The organism is Fictibacillus phosphorivorans (assembly GCF_007673525.1).
GTDB lineage: Bacteria > Bacillota > Bacilli > Bacillales > Fictibacillaceae > Fictibacillus > Fictibacillus phosphorivorans_C.
Genome location: NZ_VDZU01000004.1, coordinates 12,576 through 29,887, shown reverse-complemented (window position 1 = coordinate 29,887; position 17,312 = coordinate 12,576). Strand labels below are relative to the sequence as shown.

At 38.5% G+C, this 17,312-nt stretch carries 21 protein-coding genes; 3 read left to right on the top strand and 18 right to left on the bottom strand.

The features are described from left to right. Positions 1-16 precede the first annotated feature (16 nt). Positions 17-193 (bottom strand): hypothetical protein, encoded by a 177-nt coding sequence (locus tag FS458_RS20875; RefSeq protein WP_186320666.1) that lies wholly within the window; start codon positions 191-193, stop codon positions 17-19. Positions 194-500: 307 nt separating this feature from the next. Here FS458_RS20875 and FS458_RS19550 point away from each other — a divergent pair, with 307 nt between their 5' ends. Continuing rightward, the gene (locus FS458_RS19550) at positions 501-1,247 is read left to right on the top strand and encodes a metallophosphoesterase family protein (RefSeq protein ID WP_144704703.1); all 747 of its coding nucleotides are present in this window, start codon (positions 501-503) and stop codon (positions 1,245-1,247) included. Between the two features lie 60 nt (positions 1,248-1,307). Here FS458_RS19550 and FS458_RS19545 read toward each other — a convergent pair whose 3' ends face one another. The 11 genes from FS458_RS19545 to FS458_RS19495 all read right to left on the bottom strand — a co-directional run bounded on the left by FS458_RS19545 (position 1,308) and on the right by FS458_RS19495 (position 9,933). Continuing rightward, positions 1,308-1,763: a VOC family protein gene (locus FS458_RS19545; protein ID WP_144704700.1), complete on the bottom strand. Its 456-nt coding sequence runs from the start codon at positions 1,761-1,763 to the stop codon at positions 1,308-1,310. A gap of 66 nt (positions 1,764-1,829) precedes the next feature. Next, the gene (locus tag FS458_RS19540; protein ID WP_144704697.1) at positions 1,830-2,180 is read right to left on the bottom strand and encodes a VOC family protein; all 351 of its coding nucleotides are present in this window, start codon (positions 2,178-2,180) and stop codon (positions 1,830-1,832) included. Between the two features lie 13 nt (positions 2,181-2,193). Continuing rightward, a complete protein-coding gene (locus FS458_RS19535) occupies positions 2,194-3,219 on the bottom strand; it encodes an S-adenosylmethionine:tRNA ribosyltransferase-isomerase (RefSeq protein WP_144704694.1) in 1,026 nt (341 codons plus the stop codon). Further along, positions 3,197-3,943: an SDR family NAD(P)-dependent oxidoreductase gene (locus tag FS458_RS19530; RefSeq protein WP_144704691.1), complete on the bottom strand. Its 747-nt coding sequence runs from the start codon at positions 3,941-3,943 to the stop codon at positions 3,197-3,199. The genes FS458_RS19535 and FS458_RS19530 overlap by 23 nt, the downstream gene beginning before the upstream one ends. A 161-nt stretch (positions 3,944-4,104) precedes the next feature. After that, positions 4,105-5,070 carry a UV DNA damage repair endonuclease UvsE gene (gene uvsE, locus FS458_RS19525; protein ID WP_144704688.1) on the bottom strand — a complete coding sequence of 322 codons (966 nt, stop codon included), beginning with the start codon at positions 5,068-5,070 and terminating at the stop codon, positions 4,105-4,107. A gap of 139 nt (positions 5,071-5,209) precedes the next feature. Further along, complete coding sequence (locus FS458_RS19520) at positions 5,210-5,668, bottom strand: C40 family peptidase (protein ID WP_231607592.1); 459 nt, start codon at positions 5,666-5,668, stop codon at positions 5,210-5,212. Between the two features lie 123 nt (positions 5,669-5,791). Continuing rightward, positions 5,792-6,955: a GerMN domain-containing protein gene (locus FS458_RS19515; protein ID WP_144704683.1), complete on the bottom strand. Its 1,164-nt coding sequence runs from the start codon at positions 6,953-6,955 to the stop codon at positions 5,792-5,794. Further along, a complete protein-coding gene (sigX, locus tag FS458_RS19510) occupies positions 6,942-7,487 on the bottom strand; it encodes an RNA polymerase sigma factor SigX (protein WP_144704680.1) in 546 nt (181 codons plus the stop codon). The genes FS458_RS19515 and sigX overlap by 14 nt, the downstream gene beginning before the upstream one ends. 394 nt (positions 7,488-7,881) lie before the next feature. After that, positions 7,882-8,493: a TetR/AcrR family transcriptional regulator gene (locus tag FS458_RS19505; RefSeq protein WP_144704677.1), complete on the bottom strand. Its 612-nt coding sequence runs from the start codon at positions 8,491-8,493 to the stop codon at positions 7,882-7,884. Positions 8,494-8,541: 48 nt separating this feature from the next. After that, positions 8,542-9,459 carry a GNAT family N-acetyltransferase gene (locus FS458_RS19500; RefSeq protein WP_186320665.1) on the bottom strand — a complete coding sequence of 306 codons (918 nt, stop codon included), beginning with the start codon at positions 9,457-9,459 and terminating at the stop codon, positions 8,542-8,544. Between the two features lie 171 nt (positions 9,460-9,630). After that, a complete protein-coding gene (locus FS458_RS19495) occupies positions 9,631-9,933 on the bottom strand; it encodes a hypothetical protein (protein ID WP_144704671.1) in 303 nt (100 codons plus the stop codon). Between the two features lie 111 nt (positions 9,934-10,044). Between FS458_RS19495 and FS458_RS19490 the strand changes: the two genes are divergently transcribed. After that, a complete protein-coding gene (locus FS458_RS19490; protein ID WP_144704668.1) occupies positions 10,045-12,444 on the top strand; it encodes a transglycosylase domain-containing protein in 2,400 nt (799 codons plus the stop codon). A 30-nt stretch (positions 12,445-12,474) separates the two neighbouring features. Here the strand turns inward: FS458_RS19490 and FS458_RS19485 are convergent, their stop codons facing one another. After that, positions 12,475-13,344 (bottom strand): metal-dependent hydrolase, encoded by an 870-nt coding sequence (locus tag FS458_RS19485; protein ID WP_144704665.1) that lies wholly within the window; start codon positions 13,342-13,344, stop codon positions 12,475-12,477. Between the two features lie 133 nt (positions 13,345-13,477). After that, entirely contained in the window at positions 13,478-13,966 is a 489-nt protein-coding gene (locus FS458_RS19480; RefSeq protein ID WP_186320664.1) for a DinB family protein, read from the bottom strand. 128 nt (positions 13,967-14,094) lie between these two features. On the opposite strand from FS458_RS19480, the gene FS458_RS19475 reads away from it, so the two are divergent. Then, positions 14,095-14,271 carry a YjcZ family sporulation protein gene (locus tag FS458_RS19475; protein ID WP_144704659.1) on the top strand — a complete coding sequence of 59 codons (177 nt, stop codon included), beginning with the start codon at positions 14,095-14,097 and terminating at the stop codon, positions 14,269-14,271. Positions 14,272-14,332: 61 nt separating this feature from the next. Here FS458_RS19475 and FS458_RS19470 read toward each other — a convergent pair whose 3' ends face one another. The 4 genes from FS458_RS19470 to FS458_RS19455 form a co-directional block, all read right to left on the bottom strand. Next, the gene (locus FS458_RS19470; RefSeq protein ID WP_144704656.1) at positions 14,333-15,322 is read right to left on the bottom strand and encodes an ABC transporter permease; all 990 of its coding nucleotides are present in this window, start codon (positions 15,320-15,322) and stop codon (positions 14,333-14,335) included. Then, entirely contained in the window at positions 15,319-16,173 is an 855-nt protein-coding gene (locus FS458_RS19465) for an ABC transporter permease subunit (RefSeq protein WP_144704654.1), read from the bottom strand. The genes FS458_RS19470 and FS458_RS19465 overlap by 4 nt, the downstream gene beginning before the upstream one ends. A 9-nt stretch (positions 16,174-16,182) precedes the next feature. Next, positions 16,183-16,677: a hypothetical protein gene (locus FS458_RS19460; RefSeq protein WP_144704651.1), complete on the bottom strand. Its 495-nt coding sequence runs from the start codon at positions 16,675-16,677 to the stop codon at positions 16,183-16,185. A 91-nt stretch (positions 16,678-16,768) separates the two neighbouring features. Beyond that, positions 16,769-17,191 (bottom strand): pyridoxamine 5'-phosphate oxidase family protein, encoded by a 423-nt coding sequence (locus FS458_RS19455; protein WP_144704648.1) that lies wholly within the window; start codon positions 17,189-17,191, stop codon positions 16,769-16,771. Positions 17,192-17,312 lie beyond the last annotated feature (121 nt).

Genomic DNA, 17,312 nt, shown 5'->3' with positions numbered 1-17,312 from the left:
TTGTGTCTATAATGATTCATTTAAATCCTTCTTTTACTTCTTTTGATATTCTAATTATAGAGCTAAGCCCTAGGATTAAACATGAAATAAAAAATATGCTGCTCCACTCACCTATGAAGATTAAGTAAAAAATGCTTACCAAAGCAGCTAAAATAATCATACAATCTAGAATAAAACCAAGCTTCACACTCATATCCTTAACCTCCTAGTCTTTTGCAAAGAAGCAGTTTGAATTTCAATTAATTCCTATCTATAACCGTCTTTAATTTTTTTAGATAATCTCAAGGCAGAACCAACAGCTACGAATAGGAATGTTAAGAAATAAATACTCTTCCACTCATCTATGTGGATAAAGTACAACATACTTAATAGGCCCATTAGAAATAAGAGTAATTCAAAAATAAAATCTAACTTCTTTCTCATTTCTTTAACCTCCTAAGTGACATTGCAAAGAAGCAGCTTTATTTTATTATAAAAGATAATTTGTTGAAGGTGGAAATATGTTGAAACCTCTTTTTGCTTATTTTACAGATATTCATGGTAATTTGGATGCACTTCAAGCTGTTATTGATGACGCTACACGTATAGGAATCTCTCGTTTTATTAGCGGCGGTGACATGATTGGAATCGGTCCGTTTACAAACGAGGTGCTTGAACGGTTATGTAACCTGCCGTCTATTATGATGGTTACGGGAAATCATGATGAATCGATTTTGGCGTTAAAATATGGTCTGCCTCACCCGAAGAGTCACAGACATGCAAAGCAACATCATCAATGGATTGCTGACCAGCTAACAGATACTTATGCTCATATATTGAGCACGCTTCCCCGAGAGCTAATAGTTGAAGAAGATGGTTTCCGTTTTCTGTTCACACACTATCCCTTCAAGGAAGGAAAAAAAGAATCTCCAATAGTTGAAGATCCTTTTATGCCAATTATTAGTGAACCGGATTCTTTAGCGATGGAAGAGCTTTTTAAGGGCTCACTTACCTATGATTTTATAGGATTTGGACATCATCATATCCTTCATGACTATAAGATAAATCAAACTTATTTAGTGAATCCAGGTGCACTAGGATGTAATAAAGTTGCCGAAGCTCGATATGCCATCATCTATATCACTGATGAAAAGGATCTTAAGATTGAATTTAAATCTGTAGCCTACGACCAAACAAATCTGTTTAAGGCTTATAGAGAGCTTGAAGTTCCAGATGGTCCGTTTTTAATGAGAGCTTTTCATAGTTAGAATATAGCCCTTAACTTTGCTTCTCACTTTATTACTGTGCATCTTTGTAGTAGAAATCATTTATTTTGTTTTATTCCATTCATCTAATGTCATCATATTAAATTCTTCTTTGACATCCAGTCTTAAAGAAGCAATTAATTCGATGCTATTTCCGTCTGGATCTTTAAAATAAATGGCTGCGTGAGCATGTGGGTTATTTGGTAATACTAATGGTTGTTTTTCTGGTGGATATCCAAAATTTGTAGAGACTTCTATAGCCCGTTCTTCTAACCATTCCTTAATACCTAACATACTATTTTTATCAATTTGAAAAGCGATATGCCTTAACGATGGGTGATAGGGTGTTTTAACCTTTTCCGTTTCCCATAATCCCAACCAACTTCTTCCTTTCTCAATCCAGAAAAACACTAAATTTTCTTGTTGATAAGCGATTTCTAAATCTAGTTTCTTATAAAAGTCTATAGACGTTTTAAGATTACTTACCGGTAAATGTGCTTCATATAGTCCTTTAATCATTTCATTACTCCTATTAACTTATCTATATATTATCTTCTAATCTTATTTGGGATAAAAACTAGAGATTTAAGGTTTAGTCGTTTGTATAAATTCAATCTCTTCTCCGTCTGGGCCATCATAAAAAACAGTTCTCCAACCGTTTGGAAGGTCATATGGTCCTTCTTCTAAAAAGATCTCCTTACAAGATAGTTCCTTTATTTTTTCCGTCACAGAAGTCACGCTGAATGCAATATGACTGCGTGCCACGTGACTTCCTGAATTAGGCATCAATTCAAGCTTGTATCCTTCTCCTACTAAAAAAACGAGCTCTGTATCGTTCCACATGAAACTTTCTTTCTTTTCAATAGGAAGAATCTTTTCATAGAATTCACACGACGTTTTCATATCACTTACATACAGCCCGATATGATGCAGCATCTTATTCACCTACTTACAGAATTAGATTCATATCGCCAAACTCGTGCCAGAGGTAGCGCTTTTGAATAGCATCATTGTAAGCTTTATATAACTTGGATCGGTTTACGAATGCAGAAAGCAGTTGCAGATGACTCGCCTCCGGTTCATGCATCCCTGTAATCAACCCATCACATACGGCCAGTTTCGTATTTTCAGTAATATATAGATTCGTCCACCCACTATCTGCATGGACCATTCCGTTATGCTGTGCCACTGTCTCTAGCGTCCTTACAACTGTTGTACCAACTGCGATCACGCGACCTCCATTGTTTTTCGTTTCAGAAATGAGGTCAGCCGTTTCATTCGGTATATGATAATTTTCAAAGTTTTTGTCCGGTCCTTTATGCCACTTATCATCCAGCAAATAACTTAGACCCGTATGAAGCGTAATATAAGCGATCCTAACGCCTTTTTTCTGAAGCCGAAACAGAAGCTCCCAACTGAACGCCCTTCCAGCAGAGGGCATCTCAACAGACCCTGGAATGGTTGCAAAAACCGTTTGATAGTAATCTAGATTCCAAGGCTTCTGAATGTATTCGTATCTGACAGGCTCTCCTAAATCATAGATTTGGTTAAACAGCGAAGAGCAGCATAGATTAAATGCTAATGATACAAAAGGTGTATCTTCTGACTGTTCTATAATAGTAGCCGTTAATGTCGGCGAAAAACGGATGATATCACCTTCCTTTACAGTTCCGCTAACAGGAAGTGCTTCCCATGTCGATTCATTCTTTCTGTGAGCCAGTCGGATTTCTACCTCAGTGCCATCTGCTTCTATACGACTCTTTAAAACGGCTGGAACTGTTCGGCTCGCGTTAAGTACAAGCAAGTCACCTTTTTTCAAGTACCTATCTAGTTGATAGAACTGAGTGTGATTGGTCATTCCAGTGTCTTTATGAAGCACCATCATTTTTACATAATCTCTGCGTAATCCTCTTCGTTCTGGTGGTTCTTTTGCGTTTAGTTCATCTGGAACCTCAAATTTCATCGCTGTTTCCATTAGAACTCACTCCCTCAAGCTGAAACGTCTGTGCTTCAAATCGCTTTCCTGTAATGAGTGAGGATGCATCTGATGCCAAGTATCCAAAAACTGCCGTCAGATCCTCAGGTTTTGAAAGCTCATAATCACAGTCTGGTACAGCACGTGCATGCATGTCTGTATCCATCTCGCCAGGATCAACCATGTTCACACGTACACCAAAATCACTTACTTCGTCTGCCCACGTTTCTGTTAGTCCTTCAAGTGCAAATTTTGAGATGCCATAAGCTCCCCAACCGGCATAACCCGTTGCCCCCGCCTCTGATGTGATATTAATGATGCTTCCTTGTTGTTTTTGAAGCATGATCGGTAAGACCCTTCTTGTGACTAAGAATGGTCCGATCGTATTAACACGAAGAACTTCTTCAAAATCTTGTTCAGGATAATCAAGCAAATAAGGAATCGGGCTAGGACCAATGATGGATGCGTTGTTGATCAACACATCTATTGCTCCAAAATGCTCTTCTGTCAGTGCTACGAATCGTTCTACATCTTTTGATTTTGACATGTCTGCTTCTATCGCTAGAACATCTGCTCCAAGCTCAACCGCCTCTTTCCTTACACTTTGAAGGGCATCTCCGTTTCTTGCACATATCGCCAAGTTATATCCTTCCCGGGCAAAATATAGGGAAAGCGCTTTACCTAAACCTTTTGAAGCTCCAGTGATCATGATTACTTTTTTCATTACGTGTTCCTCCTGAATTTATATTTTATACTTTTTATACATTTATGTTTACTAAGTATTTTTATTATAGTGACACTTCTTTTCTTTCGTCAATGATAAAGTTTACAAATTTTTCGACAAATTTCCCGGAAAATAAAAAAACCTCTGCGATAGCAAAGGTTTTACTTAAGGCGAAAAGATGCTCCGTCTATTATTTCAACGTCGTTCCTCTCTTTTATTTCCCTCATAAGCTGAAAAAGAGCTAAATCTTTTTTCTTCGATTCGATCATACAATCTATTCTCTCCACACTACCTTTTACTTCTTTTAAAAAATCAAAAAACATATTAACATCCACATAGTCTGCATGATTTCTAAATTGTTTGTCGCTCTTTGGGCTCGAGATATGCATCTTCAATGGCAGCGGAGATGTTTTCCATGACTCTACTACTCGTGGCCAGTGCTGTATCCAGTTCTCGTCATGATGGTATGCAAGGTGATGGTGATAATCGAACACAAGGGGAATCTGCAGCTTTTCACAAAGGTACAGAGCATCCGCCATTGTAAAAGATGTATCATCGTTCTCAAGCATGATCATTCTTTGGATTGATAACGGAACGCTTCCCCAATTCTGTACGAATCGCTCCAGTGCTACATCGGTTTCTTTATAGTTTCCACCTACATGCATCACGCAACGATGCTCTGTATCCATTCCCATGCTTTTGAGTATTTTGTAGTGCAGCTGTAGCGTCTTTAGAGAGTTTTTAAGAATCTCTTTTTTCGGAGAATTTATTAATACAAAATGGTCCGGGTGAAAGTCTAGCCTCATTTTATGTTGTTTTGCATATTGTCCCATCTCATGGAGTGCATCATGCAAAGGACTAATATAATCCCAGTCTAAGAGCTCACTATGATTAGCTAGTGGAATGATTCTGGATGTCATTCGATAAAACCGTACATCGTTAGCCACGGCATGCTTTAACACTCGAAGCGTATTGGTTATATTGGCAAGCGATATGCGCTCAAGTTTCCTCAAACCCGCTTCTCTATTCTGCAGCTGACTGAATTGTTTATAGGTCATCGTTTTGGATGGAGAAGCATTTTTTAATTCCATGCTCATTGCCACAAAACCAAGCTTAATTATGGTCATCTGTCACACCTCATTTTCATCATTAACAGTATGACCCTATTACTTTTATTTTTAACCCATAGGCTCATAGGTGTTAAATTGATTTCTTCTGAACTACAAAAAAACTGCCCTCAACGCTGAGGACAGTTCGAATATTTATTCAGGGTAAATATCTTTTCGAACCTACATACGTTCCCTTCCAGTACTTAGAATCAAGTGATTGTATTCGTACTCCTTTTGAAGTAGCGGCAATGAACTCTCTATTTCCCATATAGATGCCTACAAAAGAAACACTTTTACCATTTGTTTTAAAGAATACGAGATCACCTAGTTTTTCTTTTCCTTTTAAAACAGGTGTGCCGCCTTTATACTGCTCAGCAGATGTTCTTGGCAGACTTTTGTTTACAACTGTTGTTTTGAATATATATGTGGTAAACCCTGATGCATCAAACCCTTTTGGTGTTGTGCCACCCCATTTAAACGGAGCTCCTTTGTAGAGTTTTGCTGTTTCTGTTACTTCTTGATCATAAGATGGAGATGCTTTTGCAGCAGATACACCGCCTAAAATGAATAGAGCTGCGAGTCCTAATGAAACTACTGCGACGAGTAAACGTTTCATGTTTAACATCCTCTCTTTAATGAACTCTTTCACTCTATTAGTCGAATATTACACAACGAAAGTTACCCGCTTTCCATAGAAAAAAGACTGCAAATTGCAGCCTTTTTCGACATTCATTTTTTACTATTGATAGAAGTTTGCTCCGGTCACTCCTTCAATCTCTTCACTAAGCTTATAAGGACCGATTGAATCTATTTTCGTATTGTTAAACTTTACAGACTCAAACCCGTAGCTTTCAGCTGTTAATAGAATCGCGTCGATCATCATCAGATCTTCTGTATCATCAGCAGATAATTTTATAGAATCAGGAAAGGTTATCTCTACGTCATCCTTGTTTATTACTCTCACACCTAGTACTGTGTTTTTTGGTAACAGCGGTTTAAGGCCACGCTCTTGCTCATCATCCATCATCTCAAGAGCATCTTCAAACTCCTTTGGCATCGATTTCGTGTCTATCCCCGTTGCAAACAGACTTACGATAAATGCATCTGTTGATGGGGCGTCATAACGAAAATGAGGAGCACCAGGAACTTTAAGATCCCACTCAGATACTGTTCCATAACGCTGGAATTCGTAGCCTTTGTCACCATTCATACGCAGTTCGACTTTCGCCTTCTGATCCTCGTTAGCAAAAGTCATCGTGATTAAAGCCTGAAGCAGAGGTTCTTCGGCTCCATCAATAGATCCTGCTGGCAGATCAACAATCACCGACTCTTCTTCCTCGGTAATTTTCGCCTTTTCTAGTGGACTATCCGCTAATCCAACATCTTTAGGATTAAATGCTTTAAGTTCTTTATTCACTTTATTAACGTAAAAGTCTTGATCAGTTAAGAAACTAACAGGTATGACAAGTTGTGCTTGATCATCCAAATAACCTACAGTCACCCAGTCTTTGTTCATCGCTTTCAAGTTCTTTTCTAGATAAGGCGCATGATACGCAACAGATGGTTCAGCTTTCATGATCCCAGCAGAGTTTTGATCTTTATCCGCTGAGTCATCTAACGATTTTTCTTCCCTCTTATCCGATTGCTCAGCAACTTTGGAGTTCTCCATCTGTATCCCGTTCTTCATTAGATCTGGAGCGAAGACACCAAATATGACAAGCGCGCATGCTGTAGCGAGTGCCGGTATACTCCATGAAGGAAGGCGTTTATCTTTACTATCCTTATAATTAATATTTGCCTGAACCTTTAAGAAAAGATCCTGCTTAGATCGACGGTCTCTTATTGGGGGCAAATGCTTAAGATGCTCTTCAATTTTTTCATCATTCCACTTAATTGGTTCCATCTTTCAATTCCTCCTCCAGGCCCGGTTGCTGATCCAGCCATTTGCGCAATTCTTTTATAGCCCGGTGCTGGGTGGTCTTTACTTTACTTTCGGTCCAACTTAGTATTTGCGCAGTTTCTGAGATCGATAATGATTGAATGTACCGAAGTACAAGCACTTGCTGCTGATCGAGTGAACAACGTTTCATCATTGTATATAAATCTCGGTAAGACTCTTTTTTTGCAACTAATTCTTCTGGAAGGGGATCTCCATCACGCAATACACCTTCACTTTCTTTTATATCAAAGAATAGGAACCGTTTGTTGCGTCTGGATTGTTTTCTAAGCCAGTCAATGGCCACGTGCCTGGCAATGGAATACAACCATGTCTTCTCTGAACTCTTGCCTTCGAAACTTTCGTAAGCGTTTAATACCCGGATATATACTTCTTGCACAAGATCTTCTGCCGATTCGCGATTTCGTACCATATAGAAGATAAATTGAAATAACGCCGTATGATACTCATCATACAATCGGTCGAACGTTTCCTTCACTTCGGATGGCCCCCTATCTCTATGTATTTATGTAGTCGAATTTACTTATAAAAAGTTACATTACAAATATGTTACTTCTAAGTCTACTCTTTTTTATATCATATCGATAGGACCATTTGGTCGATAATTCCCAACAAAAGTGGAACTTCTTAGACAAAACTAGCCAGTAAATATGTCTTGGGCAGGATAGATACTGTTTAGTTTAAGAATGCTGACTTAGCATCGATACCGTAGCCGGGTATTACTGATGTGGATGGAAGAATTTTTTGAATAACTCCATATACATTGAAATTTTTTCTGCAAGTTTAGTTCACAAATCTGCGAGACGACTTATTTAGAAAAGTAGACACACGCTGTATAAAAAAAAGACACCAAAAAAACTGGTGTCTCCTCTTTATTTTGTAATTACATAGCTCAAAAACATTTCTTCGATGGTATCCCAGGCTATCCGGTATTGCTCTTCTTCTCCTAAAAAAGAATAATGAAGCACGTTACCATCACGAAGAGCCCAAAAGATTCGTGAAATGTTTTGCGGATCTAACTCTTTTTTGATTTCTCCCGATTCCTGGCCCTCTATAATAATCTTCACGATATATTCGATAAATCGATTATATCGCGCTGCAAGAATAGTTCGTAGATCATCTTGTCGTGATCCATAGAGCCAGAATTCAATATATACACGCATCGTCTGCTGATCATCTTCTTTTAACTCTTGTTTTTTCCAACGTTTAAATAGATTTTCAAGCTTTCTGCTTGCACTTGTAAGAGAAGCGTTCTCTTGTTCCATATCTTCGAAAAATTCATCTGTTCTTTTCTTTAACAGCTGAAGATAGATTTCTTCTTTACTAGCAAAATAGTTATAGATGGCACCTTTACTGATGTTCGAATCTTTAACGATGTCGTCTATAATCGTAGCTTGGTATCCCTTTTCACTAAAGCATTTTAAGGCGCTCTCAAGAATGTGGTTGCGTTTCTCTTCTTTATACTCAGCTGAAACTTTAGGCATGATGCTTCCTCCATTTATGACACGTCTTCTTTAATTATAACAGAGTTTTCAGTCTATTTCGGAAAAAGTTTTCACCGGCCGAGACACGTTAGTCTGTTCGATTACCCGTTCCATATGAACTTGTTCAACATACGTTGTAAATCCTGTTTCGCGTAACAGTTGGTTTAGATAATCCTCTTTTTTAGGTATGTTAATCGTTATCCTTTTTACAGATTCCTCAGCTGGGGCGTATACGGTTTTTACTAATTCTCTCACCGTCTCCTCTTGGAATTCATTCTGTTCGTCAGTTAAACATTGATAGAGTAGAATTGTGGATAGCTTCCCTGTTTCATTATAAACTTTTTTATACACAGCATATCCGAGTGGAATTTCGTCTTTCATTCCTACCACACAAATACAGTCTCTTAAACTCTGAAATTGCGTCTGCCATGCGGTACTAGGTTTAAAAAAGGGCAATCGTTGTATATCAAATAGAGATACTTCTTTGATCTGTATTTCTGAACTTGCACTGTTCCAAGCAGTAATGACCCCTTCATGCTGAAGATACGTCAGTTCTTCAAACGTCTCATAACCCATGCTTTTATATAGTTGAATAGCAGCTTCATTTTCTTTTACCGCTTCGAGTCTTGCGATTTCAACATTCTCTTCTGCATATATGTTTAAGCAGACGGATATGAGTTTCTTGCCAACACCCATTCCTCTATAATCTGGAGCGATTGCGGTTCCACCGTTCCATACGTATCGTTTGTTGTTAATCGTTCGAAAACCGTTCAGTACAAACCCTGCCAATTTGCCATCGTAAACAGCCACGACCGACTTTTCTAATGAAATTCCTTCACCTGCAATCTTTTGTATGAATCGATTAAGGTCCATGGTCATATCAGAGAAATAATGCTTCCACGATTCGTTCCATAACGAAATCGCTTCATTAAAGGTTAATTCACTAAATCGTTTAATGACTAACACTACAATCACTCCTCAATCTTCTTTTTTAAAACGACTGGTCGTTTTATTAAATTTTATATAAAAAAGAAATGTATGACCAACATAATCGTTCGACAAAATCAGAATTCCTTTTCCGAAATTAAAAAACTGATATCCAAAGAAAAATTCCCTCTAGATATCAGCTTTTCACATTTATGATCTCTCATCATTAAATAACATCTTAAAATGCTCATAATACTCTTCAACTTTTTGATCTTCTTGCTTTAAATAATCGTTTAATTGTTGTTCTGATGACAATTGAAGAGCCTTCTCTCCAAATTCACTCATATCATCTAGTACACCAGAAGTTTTCTCTCCGATCTCAACATCTTCTTTTAATAGTTGAGCAACTTCTGTTAATTTATTGAGCTGTTCTTCACTTAACCTTTTGTTTTGATGAATATCTTCCAACATGGAGTAAATAATCTGAGCTCTTTCTTTCGTCTGTGTTTTCATAGAATCACTCCTCTAGTTTAACTTTCCCCCATCCAGTCTCTTTATAAACTGTTTTATATTTACAAGTATTGGGTAAATCAGATGTAGTAACTTAAAGAAAGGAAGAGTGCTATGGCGAAAAGGTCTGTACTTCGTCAGAAAAGAAAACGATCACTTTGGATTCGGCGAACAGCTATTATTACTCTCATTCTTTTCTTATCCAGCGTGACATTTGGAGGGGCCATGATCTATGCATACGTGAATGGAACTCCGAAGCTTACAGCTGACGACCTGAAGGATCCTCAATCATCGATGATCTATGATATGAACGATGAGTTCATCACATATGTAACAGGCTCTGAACGACGAGAATATGTGAAGATCGATGATATACCAGAACTCGTCCAACAAGCATTTATCTCTACAGAAGACGTTCGATTTAAAGATCACATGGGAATAGATGTGAAGCGTATAGTCGGAGCCGCGGTTGCAAATGTACAAGATGGATTCGGTGCTGAAGGGGCAAGTACGATTACACAGCAGGTTGTAAAAAACTCTGTTCTATCGTCAGACAAAACACTCGAACGAAAAGTGCAAGAAGCTTACCTTGCTATTCAATTAGAACAGAAGTACTCAAAAGATCAGATCTTAGAGATGTACCTGAACAAAATCTACTTTGGCAGCGGAGCATATGGTGTTGCGACTGCTTCAAAAACCTATTTTAATAAGCCTTTAAAAGATCTATCGCCCGCAGAAGCGGCTCTTTTAGCTGGTCTGCCTCAAAGGCCGAGCAGTTATGACCCTTTCCTTCACCCTAAAGTGGCAGAAGAAAGACGAAACACCGTACTGCAGCTCATGTACAAGAATGGTGCAATTACTAAACAGCAAAAGGAAGAAGCTCTACGTACTTCCGTAACGGAATCTCTCTCAAAAGAAAAAACGAAGCGATTAAAGTATGATGCTTTTATTCAGCAAGTGATTAAGGAATTAAAAGAAAAAGGAGTTTCTGAGAGAGCGATTTATGAAGGCGGATTAAAAATTTACACAACACTTGATCCAAAAGCTCAAGCACATACCGAAAAAGTGCTATCTACTGAAGAATATGTGAACTATCCAAATGACAAATTCAAGGCCGGTGTCGCGCTGCTCGATACAAAGACTGGTGTGATTCGAGCATTAGGCGGGAATCGAACAAGCGGTGAGCAAAACGTTGAGAAAGGATTTAACTATGCGACTGATATAACACGCCAGCCCGGTTCGACCATCAAACCAATCTTAGATTATGGTCCAGCCATAGAAAAGTTTAAATGGTCTACGTATAAACAGATTAAAGATGAAGAGTTAGAGATCGACGGTTGGGAAGCCGGAAACTGGGATGATGAATTTCATGGAGATGTTTCCATGAGAGAAGCACTCGTTCATTCCTACAACATTCCTGCGATCAAAACTTTTATGGAAGTTGGCTCTGAAGATGCTGTAAGCTTTGCCAATCAGTTAGGTATTCCTATTAAGAACGCTCATCCTGCCTATGCCATTGGAGGATTTGGTAAAGGCCCATCACCGCTTGAACTAGCAGGGGCTTACACGGCATTCGGAAATCAAGGTGTCTATCATAAACCAACCACGCTTCGTAGTGTAAAATATCCGGATGGCTTTGAAACGAAGTACGAATCCAAACCTGTTGCAGCCATGCATGATTACACAGCTTATATGATTACAGATATGCTTAAAGATGTTGTTAAACGCGGAACAGGAACGCTAGCCGCTATCCCCGGGTTAGAGGTTGCAGGAAAAACAGGAACGACTAACATGCCAGAAGGTCTTGACCATATTGAGAAGGGCTCTAGTGATTCTTGGTTCGCAGGTTATACAACAAATTACACAGCCGCTGTGTGGACAGGTTATGACAAAACAACAGCAGAGAGCTACCTAACAACTGAAGACCAAAGAATAGCGAAATACATTTTCAAGTCTATCGTCTCTGAAGTGTCAAAAGAGAAAAAGACTGCTGGATTTTCTAAGCCAAAATCTGTTGAAGAAGTATACGTCAATAAAGATACTGGTTATGTAACGAAAGATGAAAACGGTTCTAATGTGACGAAAGAGCTCATCGTAAAAGGGACATCGCTTAAAGAGATGACTGCTCCGGTTAAAACAAAGAATGCCGATAAGAACGAACAGACGAAGACAAACAAAAAAGAAGATAAAGAAATGAAGGATGATAAAAAGAAAGATTCAGATAAGGTTAAAGAAGAAGAGAAAAAGAATGAAGACGAAATACAAACAGAGCCTCCTTCAACAAAGCCAGAGGATGAGGCTGATCCTCCACCACCACAAGATGACAACCCGGATGATCCTGATACAAAACCTGAACCTGAGGATCCACCGACAGTACCAGATCCACCTCCAACGGAACCTCCTCCGACAACAGAACCGCCACCGACTGAGCCACCACCAGCGGACGGTGGTCAAGGTACGGGAGAAGGAGCAGGAGCAGGCGCTGGAACATCTGGAACAACAACTACACCATAATCAAAAAAGTAACCCGCTGAAATTAGCGGGTTACTTTTCTATGAACTCATACAAAAAGGACTCTCCATTACGATAAAAACGAGGATCATAGATCCCTAGTTTCTCCTCTTCTTCAACCACCACAACAAACGGAGACCAATCATAAAGTGTTTTTGCTTTTGGATTCTCTTCAAAAAGTGGCTCTAGATCAGCTTCATCACTGGAAACCAATACATGCTCTACCTCAGGCTCAATAAAAATACTGTCTTTTACAATTTCTACTTCACTATCTTTTTTTCCGATTACTTGAAACTGGGTAGGAACAAAGCCTGCCGCTAATGCTACCTCATCATACTTTTCTTTTGCTTCGTTATAGATGACATTGCCTTGGATGGATTGTATCGCAACATGTGCAACCATCAAGATCCATACCACACGGAAAACTTTAAAACGATCTGATGGTTCTTTTTTTCTTGAAACGATAAAACCAGCGAGCATCAAGAACCAATATACAAAATCAACAATGGGAATCGTACCAAATGTGACTCGATAGCTTGAGAAAGGCTCGAGATATCCTGTTCCCCACGTGTTAAAGAGATCACTCGTATTATGAATAAACACGGCTAAGAGCGCCCAGTAGAAAAGCCTTCGATCTTTCACCTTAAATAAAAGCCTGCTAAGAAGATAGATGATAATGCCCCAAACAGGAACGAGGAAAAAAGAATGTGTTAATCCTCTATGCCACATTTGCTGCATGATGCGGCCCGTTTCCGTAAGGTTTACGACCACATCAATATCAGGAATCTGACTGCCGACCACTGTAGTAAACAATAAAGCCCTCTTGTGGGACTTGTCCATATTCATTTTATTCGCAGCGCCATACAATGTTAAACCAAACAAGGTGTGAGTTACTGTATCCATAAGTCCTCTTTCATTCTTTTTTTCTTTTATGTTAACGAAAAAAAGAACTTCTGTCTTGATAGAAGCTCTTTGTAAGGTTTCCATTATTTCCTAAGATAATTTCCGGGGAAATTCGACTTTATTTCCTACTAGTCTACACTTCTTGTTTGAACAGCTCTATCCCTTTGTACAAGAGGAATTTCTCAATCTGCTGTTTATGATGATCGTCGTGACCAACCATTCCCTTGATATATTCACATAATGTAATCCAGGAATCTCCCATCTGAATTTTCTCTCCCCAAATTGCATTCGGCAATTCTTGAAGCTTTCTAGATAAGACCAGTCTACATTCAATTACTTCATCAATCATAGCATTCTTGGTGATACCCGATTTTGCTTCATAAGAGGCATTTTTATTTATTTTTTCTACATCCCCTATTTTAGGTGGTATGTTAGATTTCTTTAAAAAATAAGAAAACCTTTCATCCCAAACGAATACATCCCATGCTTTAATATGTGCAATGATTTCACCTGTAGACCACTTACCTTCTCGAATAGGCTCTAACCAATATTCTTCAGGCATTCGTTTTAGTTCCTGAAGCCAATTTACTAAACTGCTATATTGCATAATCACTTCACTCATTAGCATGTCCTCCTAGCATTCCAAGAAACTTTTTCAATTTCATTAGGATTTTGTCCATGTCACTCCTTCTTCTGGGACATACACTAAGATGAAAGCATAAGGCACAAGAAAGAAGGAGGACTTACAGCATGTTTGGAAAAAGACAGAAACAACAACGTAACTGGGGCTATCCAGGTTACGGATATGGTTGCTACACCCCATGCAGCGGTTACGGATATGGCGGCTACGGCGGAGGAGGCGGCGCTTTCGCTTTAATTGTCGTGCTATTTATCCTTCTCATCATCATCGGTGCGTCGTGGAGATAGTAGTTCGTTAAAAGGCAAGAGATCTTACTCTTGTCTTTTTTCTTTGTAGTCATGTATTGAATCAACCTGTCTTCTTTTCTGATAGAAATACGAATGATTCTTTTTCTACCAATTTAAGGCTTGGCTTTCGATCACTCTTGCTCTTCACCTTGGTTGGGAGAGACAGCTTATTGGCTGATTGTTTGATGCCCTCTGCCATAAAATTAAAAGCTAATATAACAGCGGCAAAACTGAACACAGGAAAGAACACAAGCCATGGTGCTAAACGAAGTTGATAATAATACCCTCCTATCAGTCCTGACCATTCGTTCGAGTCTGATGCTGGTATTTCATATTCGTTTGTAAATTCTCTCATTGTTGTTCCTCCAAAAAATACGCCTAATATTCCAAGGTGAGCTAACAACAGGAGGACGGCAATCACTTGTTGTACATAGATCAGCAACAGCTTTGACCATAGATGGGGCAATATGTGTTTTGATAGTATTCTTAATCTTGAACCCCCCATTAATTTAGCACTTGTAATAAACTCTTCTTTTTCAATCAGGTTGATCTCTTCTTTTATTAGAATAGACGTGTTCGGAATTGCAATAGCTATGATCAGCAGCATTTCAAAAAATGCTTTTTCCCAAAATGTGAAGTTTTCTAACTTTATAATCGGTCCTACAACAAAAAAGATAAGAAGCGCTGACGGGATGTAATAGAACGATTGAGACAATCCTTTTATAAATGGCATCACTCTTCCCGCTCTCCACAATAGAAACGATCCGAGGAATGATAGACCGACCCTGAGCAAGCTGACGGCTAGCGCGATACCAAGTGTGTACTTGGCTCCAGATATAATTTGAGAGAACAGATCTGCTCCCATACGGTCACTGCCAAACCAGTACTGACTTGACGGTTCTATCGGCATTCCCTCTTCATTGTTTATATACTGTTCTTCATATATCTCATTATCAAGAACGATTAGATGATAAAAACTAGCCACCAGAAGACCAAACACAAACAAAAATCCTACAATAAATAAGGGATCTTTCCATATGTTCTTAATCATTTTTCACCAACCCATTTAAACGTGATCACTCGTAACAATGTGAAAAAAAGAAACATCGGAACAAATAGTAACAGCATGGAAATCGTAAAAACTGCCGGATTTCCACTAGTCCTGATCAGTGATGTGATGCCATAAATATTAAACAGAAATTCAATCATCAGCAGGTTGGATAGCATAAACCATAATATATTTCGTGACTGGTGAAACACGCTTAACAACGTATTTGGCAGGACATGGCGCCATAAGATCCGAAAGCGTCCCATTCCTTTACTTCTTGCCGTATCTACATATAGCTTTCCGTACTCTTCTTCTATGTTTAATAATAGAATTCGCAAAATAAGAAAGGTCGGTAAAATCGTTAAGCATAAAATAGGAACAAAGTACGTCTTCTGATCGTACAGAGATACAACCTGAAATAATAAGATGTTCGTTTTCTTGAAGAACCATACGATAAAGAATTGTATACCGATCGCGATTAATACATCTGGAATCGATTCAAAAACAAAAGAAAATACTCTTATTCTATTCTTTAAGCCTGATGGAAGCATGAATATGAATAGAGCAAACATTAACGCTACGATAATTGCTATAAAGAATGCAGCAAACAAAATGGTAACCGAGTATCCATAGATTCCCCACATGCTTGGAAAGAGCGGGTATGGACCACTTTCTGCAAAGTACATGATTTCTTCAGGATTCAGCATGACTCTGAACATTTCAGTTATTCCATCCAAATAACCGCTTGTGTTAAATGTCATCCCACTGAACATATATGGCACAGACCCTAGCAGAATAATTCCAATGACAGACAGAATCATGGAGAGGAAACTATCTTTTAAAATATATGGCATGACAAACCCCTATTCCTTACTTTTATATTCCGCTTTTGCTAGGTTAAAATCTCTTGGTCCAAATGGAGCGACTAATAGAGTAGAAACTTCTCCTTTGCATCCATCTACCATCAAGTTTTGATTGGAATCCAAAATATAGCTACATTCAATTTCACCAGTAGGCATACCGAATGTCTTGTTGTTGTTCTTAAAAATTGTTTTATCTTTATTCACATAGTGCAATTCACTCGTTGTCGGCTCTCCTTTTTTCGAAAAAACCGTTATCTGCAGCTTACTTTCTTTCTCTGCTTTTACATCATCTAAAAAAGCGAACATTGGAACAAGATGCTCGGTTTTGGTCGCCCCTGTCATTAGTTCTATTTCTTTTTCAGATAGGTTTTGAATGACCACATGATTCTTTTTAATTGCATCTTTAACCGTGAACTTCGATTCCTTTTCAGCTTCTTTTTCAGAGCAGCCTGTAAGAAGAACCCCTAAAATAAATAAAGCACCCCATTTTTTCAAAAAGTAACCCCCTTGTTATTACAATTACTTTCCTTTCAAGAATTTAGACGTACAAAGGCCCCTCTTTTATTCAAAAGAGAGGCCTTTATTTTTATAATTCTAATGTTTGTGGTTCGTGTTCACCGTCATTCATAAGTCGAATCAAGCTTGGTTTGATTTCAAGCAAGATATAGTTGGGGTCATTCGGACCTTCAAAATAGTGTTTCATTTGTTCGTTCCAAAATTTTTCTTTTAACCCTTGATCATCTCGAATGGTAGCTGTACCTTCAATTTCAAGATAAGGATCGTTGTATCCTTCACCATCATAGCCGACTAGTACGTGAACATTTGGGTTATCTTGAATTTCATCGGCTTTATGAGTCTCGATACTTGTTGGCGTGTAAAACGTAAGTTCGTCGTGGAAGAAGGTCATATAGCGAGAATGCGGCTTGTTCTTCTTTACCGTTGCCAGCACGCCCGTCTGTTTTTTGTCTACTACTTCAAATACTTTATTTTTCATCTGCTCTTTATCCATGTCATCCACTCCTTAAAAGTTTGGCTCTATTATATCTACCTTTTAGGATGGAAAATAAAACATCATGTTATACATAGATTAGACAGAGAGTTTTTTATTTACAAAGTCGCATTCGTTACCC

Excerpts from the sequence above, each read along its gene's own strand:
- FS458_RS20875 (WP_186320666.1), bottom strand. The coding sequence starts at position 193 with ATGAGTGTGAAGCTTGGTTTTATTCTAGATTGTATGATTATTTTAGCT.
- FS458_RS19550 (WP_144704703.1), top strand. The coding sequence starts at position 501 with ATGTTGAAACCTCTTTTTGCTTATTTTACAGATATTCATGGTAATTTG.
- FS458_RS19545 (WP_144704700.1), bottom strand. The coding sequence starts at position 1,763 with ATGATTAAAGGACTATATGAAGCACATTTACCGGTAAGTAATCTTAAA.
- FS458_RS19540 (WP_144704697.1), bottom strand. The coding sequence starts at position 2,180 with ATGCTGCATCATATCGGGCTGTATGTAAGTGATATGAAAACGTCGTGT.
- FS458_RS19535 (WP_144704694.1), bottom strand. The coding sequence starts at position 3,219 with ATGGAAACAGCGATGAAATTTGAGGTTCCAGATGAACTAAACGCAAAA.
- FS458_RS19530 (WP_144704691.1), bottom strand. The coding sequence starts at position 3,943 with ATGAAAAAAGTAATCATGATCACTGGAGCTTCAAAAGGTTTAGGTAAA.
- uvsE (WP_144704688.1), bottom strand. The coding sequence starts at position 5,070 with ATGACCATAATTAAGCTTGGTTTTGTGGCAATGAGCATGGAATTAAAA.
- FS458_RS19520 (WP_231607592.1), bottom strand. The coding sequence starts at position 5,668 with ATGAAACGTTTACTCGTCGCAGTAGTTTCATTAGGACTCGCAGCTCTA.
- FS458_RS19515 (WP_144704683.1), bottom strand. The coding sequence starts at position 6,955 with ATGGAACCAATTAAGTGGAATGATGAAAAAATTGAAGAGCATCTTAAG.
- FS458_RS19505 (WP_144704677.1), bottom strand. The coding sequence starts at position 8,493 with ATGCCTAAAGTTTCAGCTGAGTATAAAGAAGAGAAACGCAACCACATT.
- FS458_RS19495 (WP_144704671.1), bottom strand. The coding sequence starts at position 9,933 with ATGAAAACACAGACGAAAGAAAGAGCTCAGATTATTTACTCCATGTTG.
- FS458_RS19490 (WP_144704668.1), top strand. The coding sequence starts at position 10,045 with ATGGCGAAAAGGTCTGTACTTCGTCAGAAAAGAAAACGATCACTTTGG.
- FS458_RS19485 (WP_144704665.1), bottom strand. The coding sequence starts at position 13,344 with ATGGATACAGTAACTCACACCTTGTTTGGTTTAACATTGTATGGCGCT.
- FS458_RS19480 (WP_186320664.1), bottom strand. The coding sequence starts at position 13,966 with ATGAGTGAAGTGATTATGCAATATAGCAGTTTAGTAAATTGGCTTCAG.
- FS458_RS19475 (WP_144704659.1), top strand. The coding sequence starts at position 14,095 with ATGTTTGGAAAAAGACAGAAACAACAACGTAACTGGGGCTATCCAGGT.
- FS458_RS19470 (WP_144704656.1), bottom strand. The coding sequence starts at position 15,322 with ATGATTAAGAACATATGGAAAGATCCCTTATTTATTGTAGGATTTTTG.
- FS458_RS19465 (WP_144704654.1), bottom strand. The coding sequence starts at position 16,173 with ATGCCATATATTTTAAAAGATAGTTTCCTCTCCATGATTCTGTCTGTC.
- FS458_RS19455 (WP_144704648.1), bottom strand. The coding sequence starts at position 17,191 with ATGGATAAAGAGCAGATGAAAAATAAAGTATTTGAAGTAGTAGACAAA.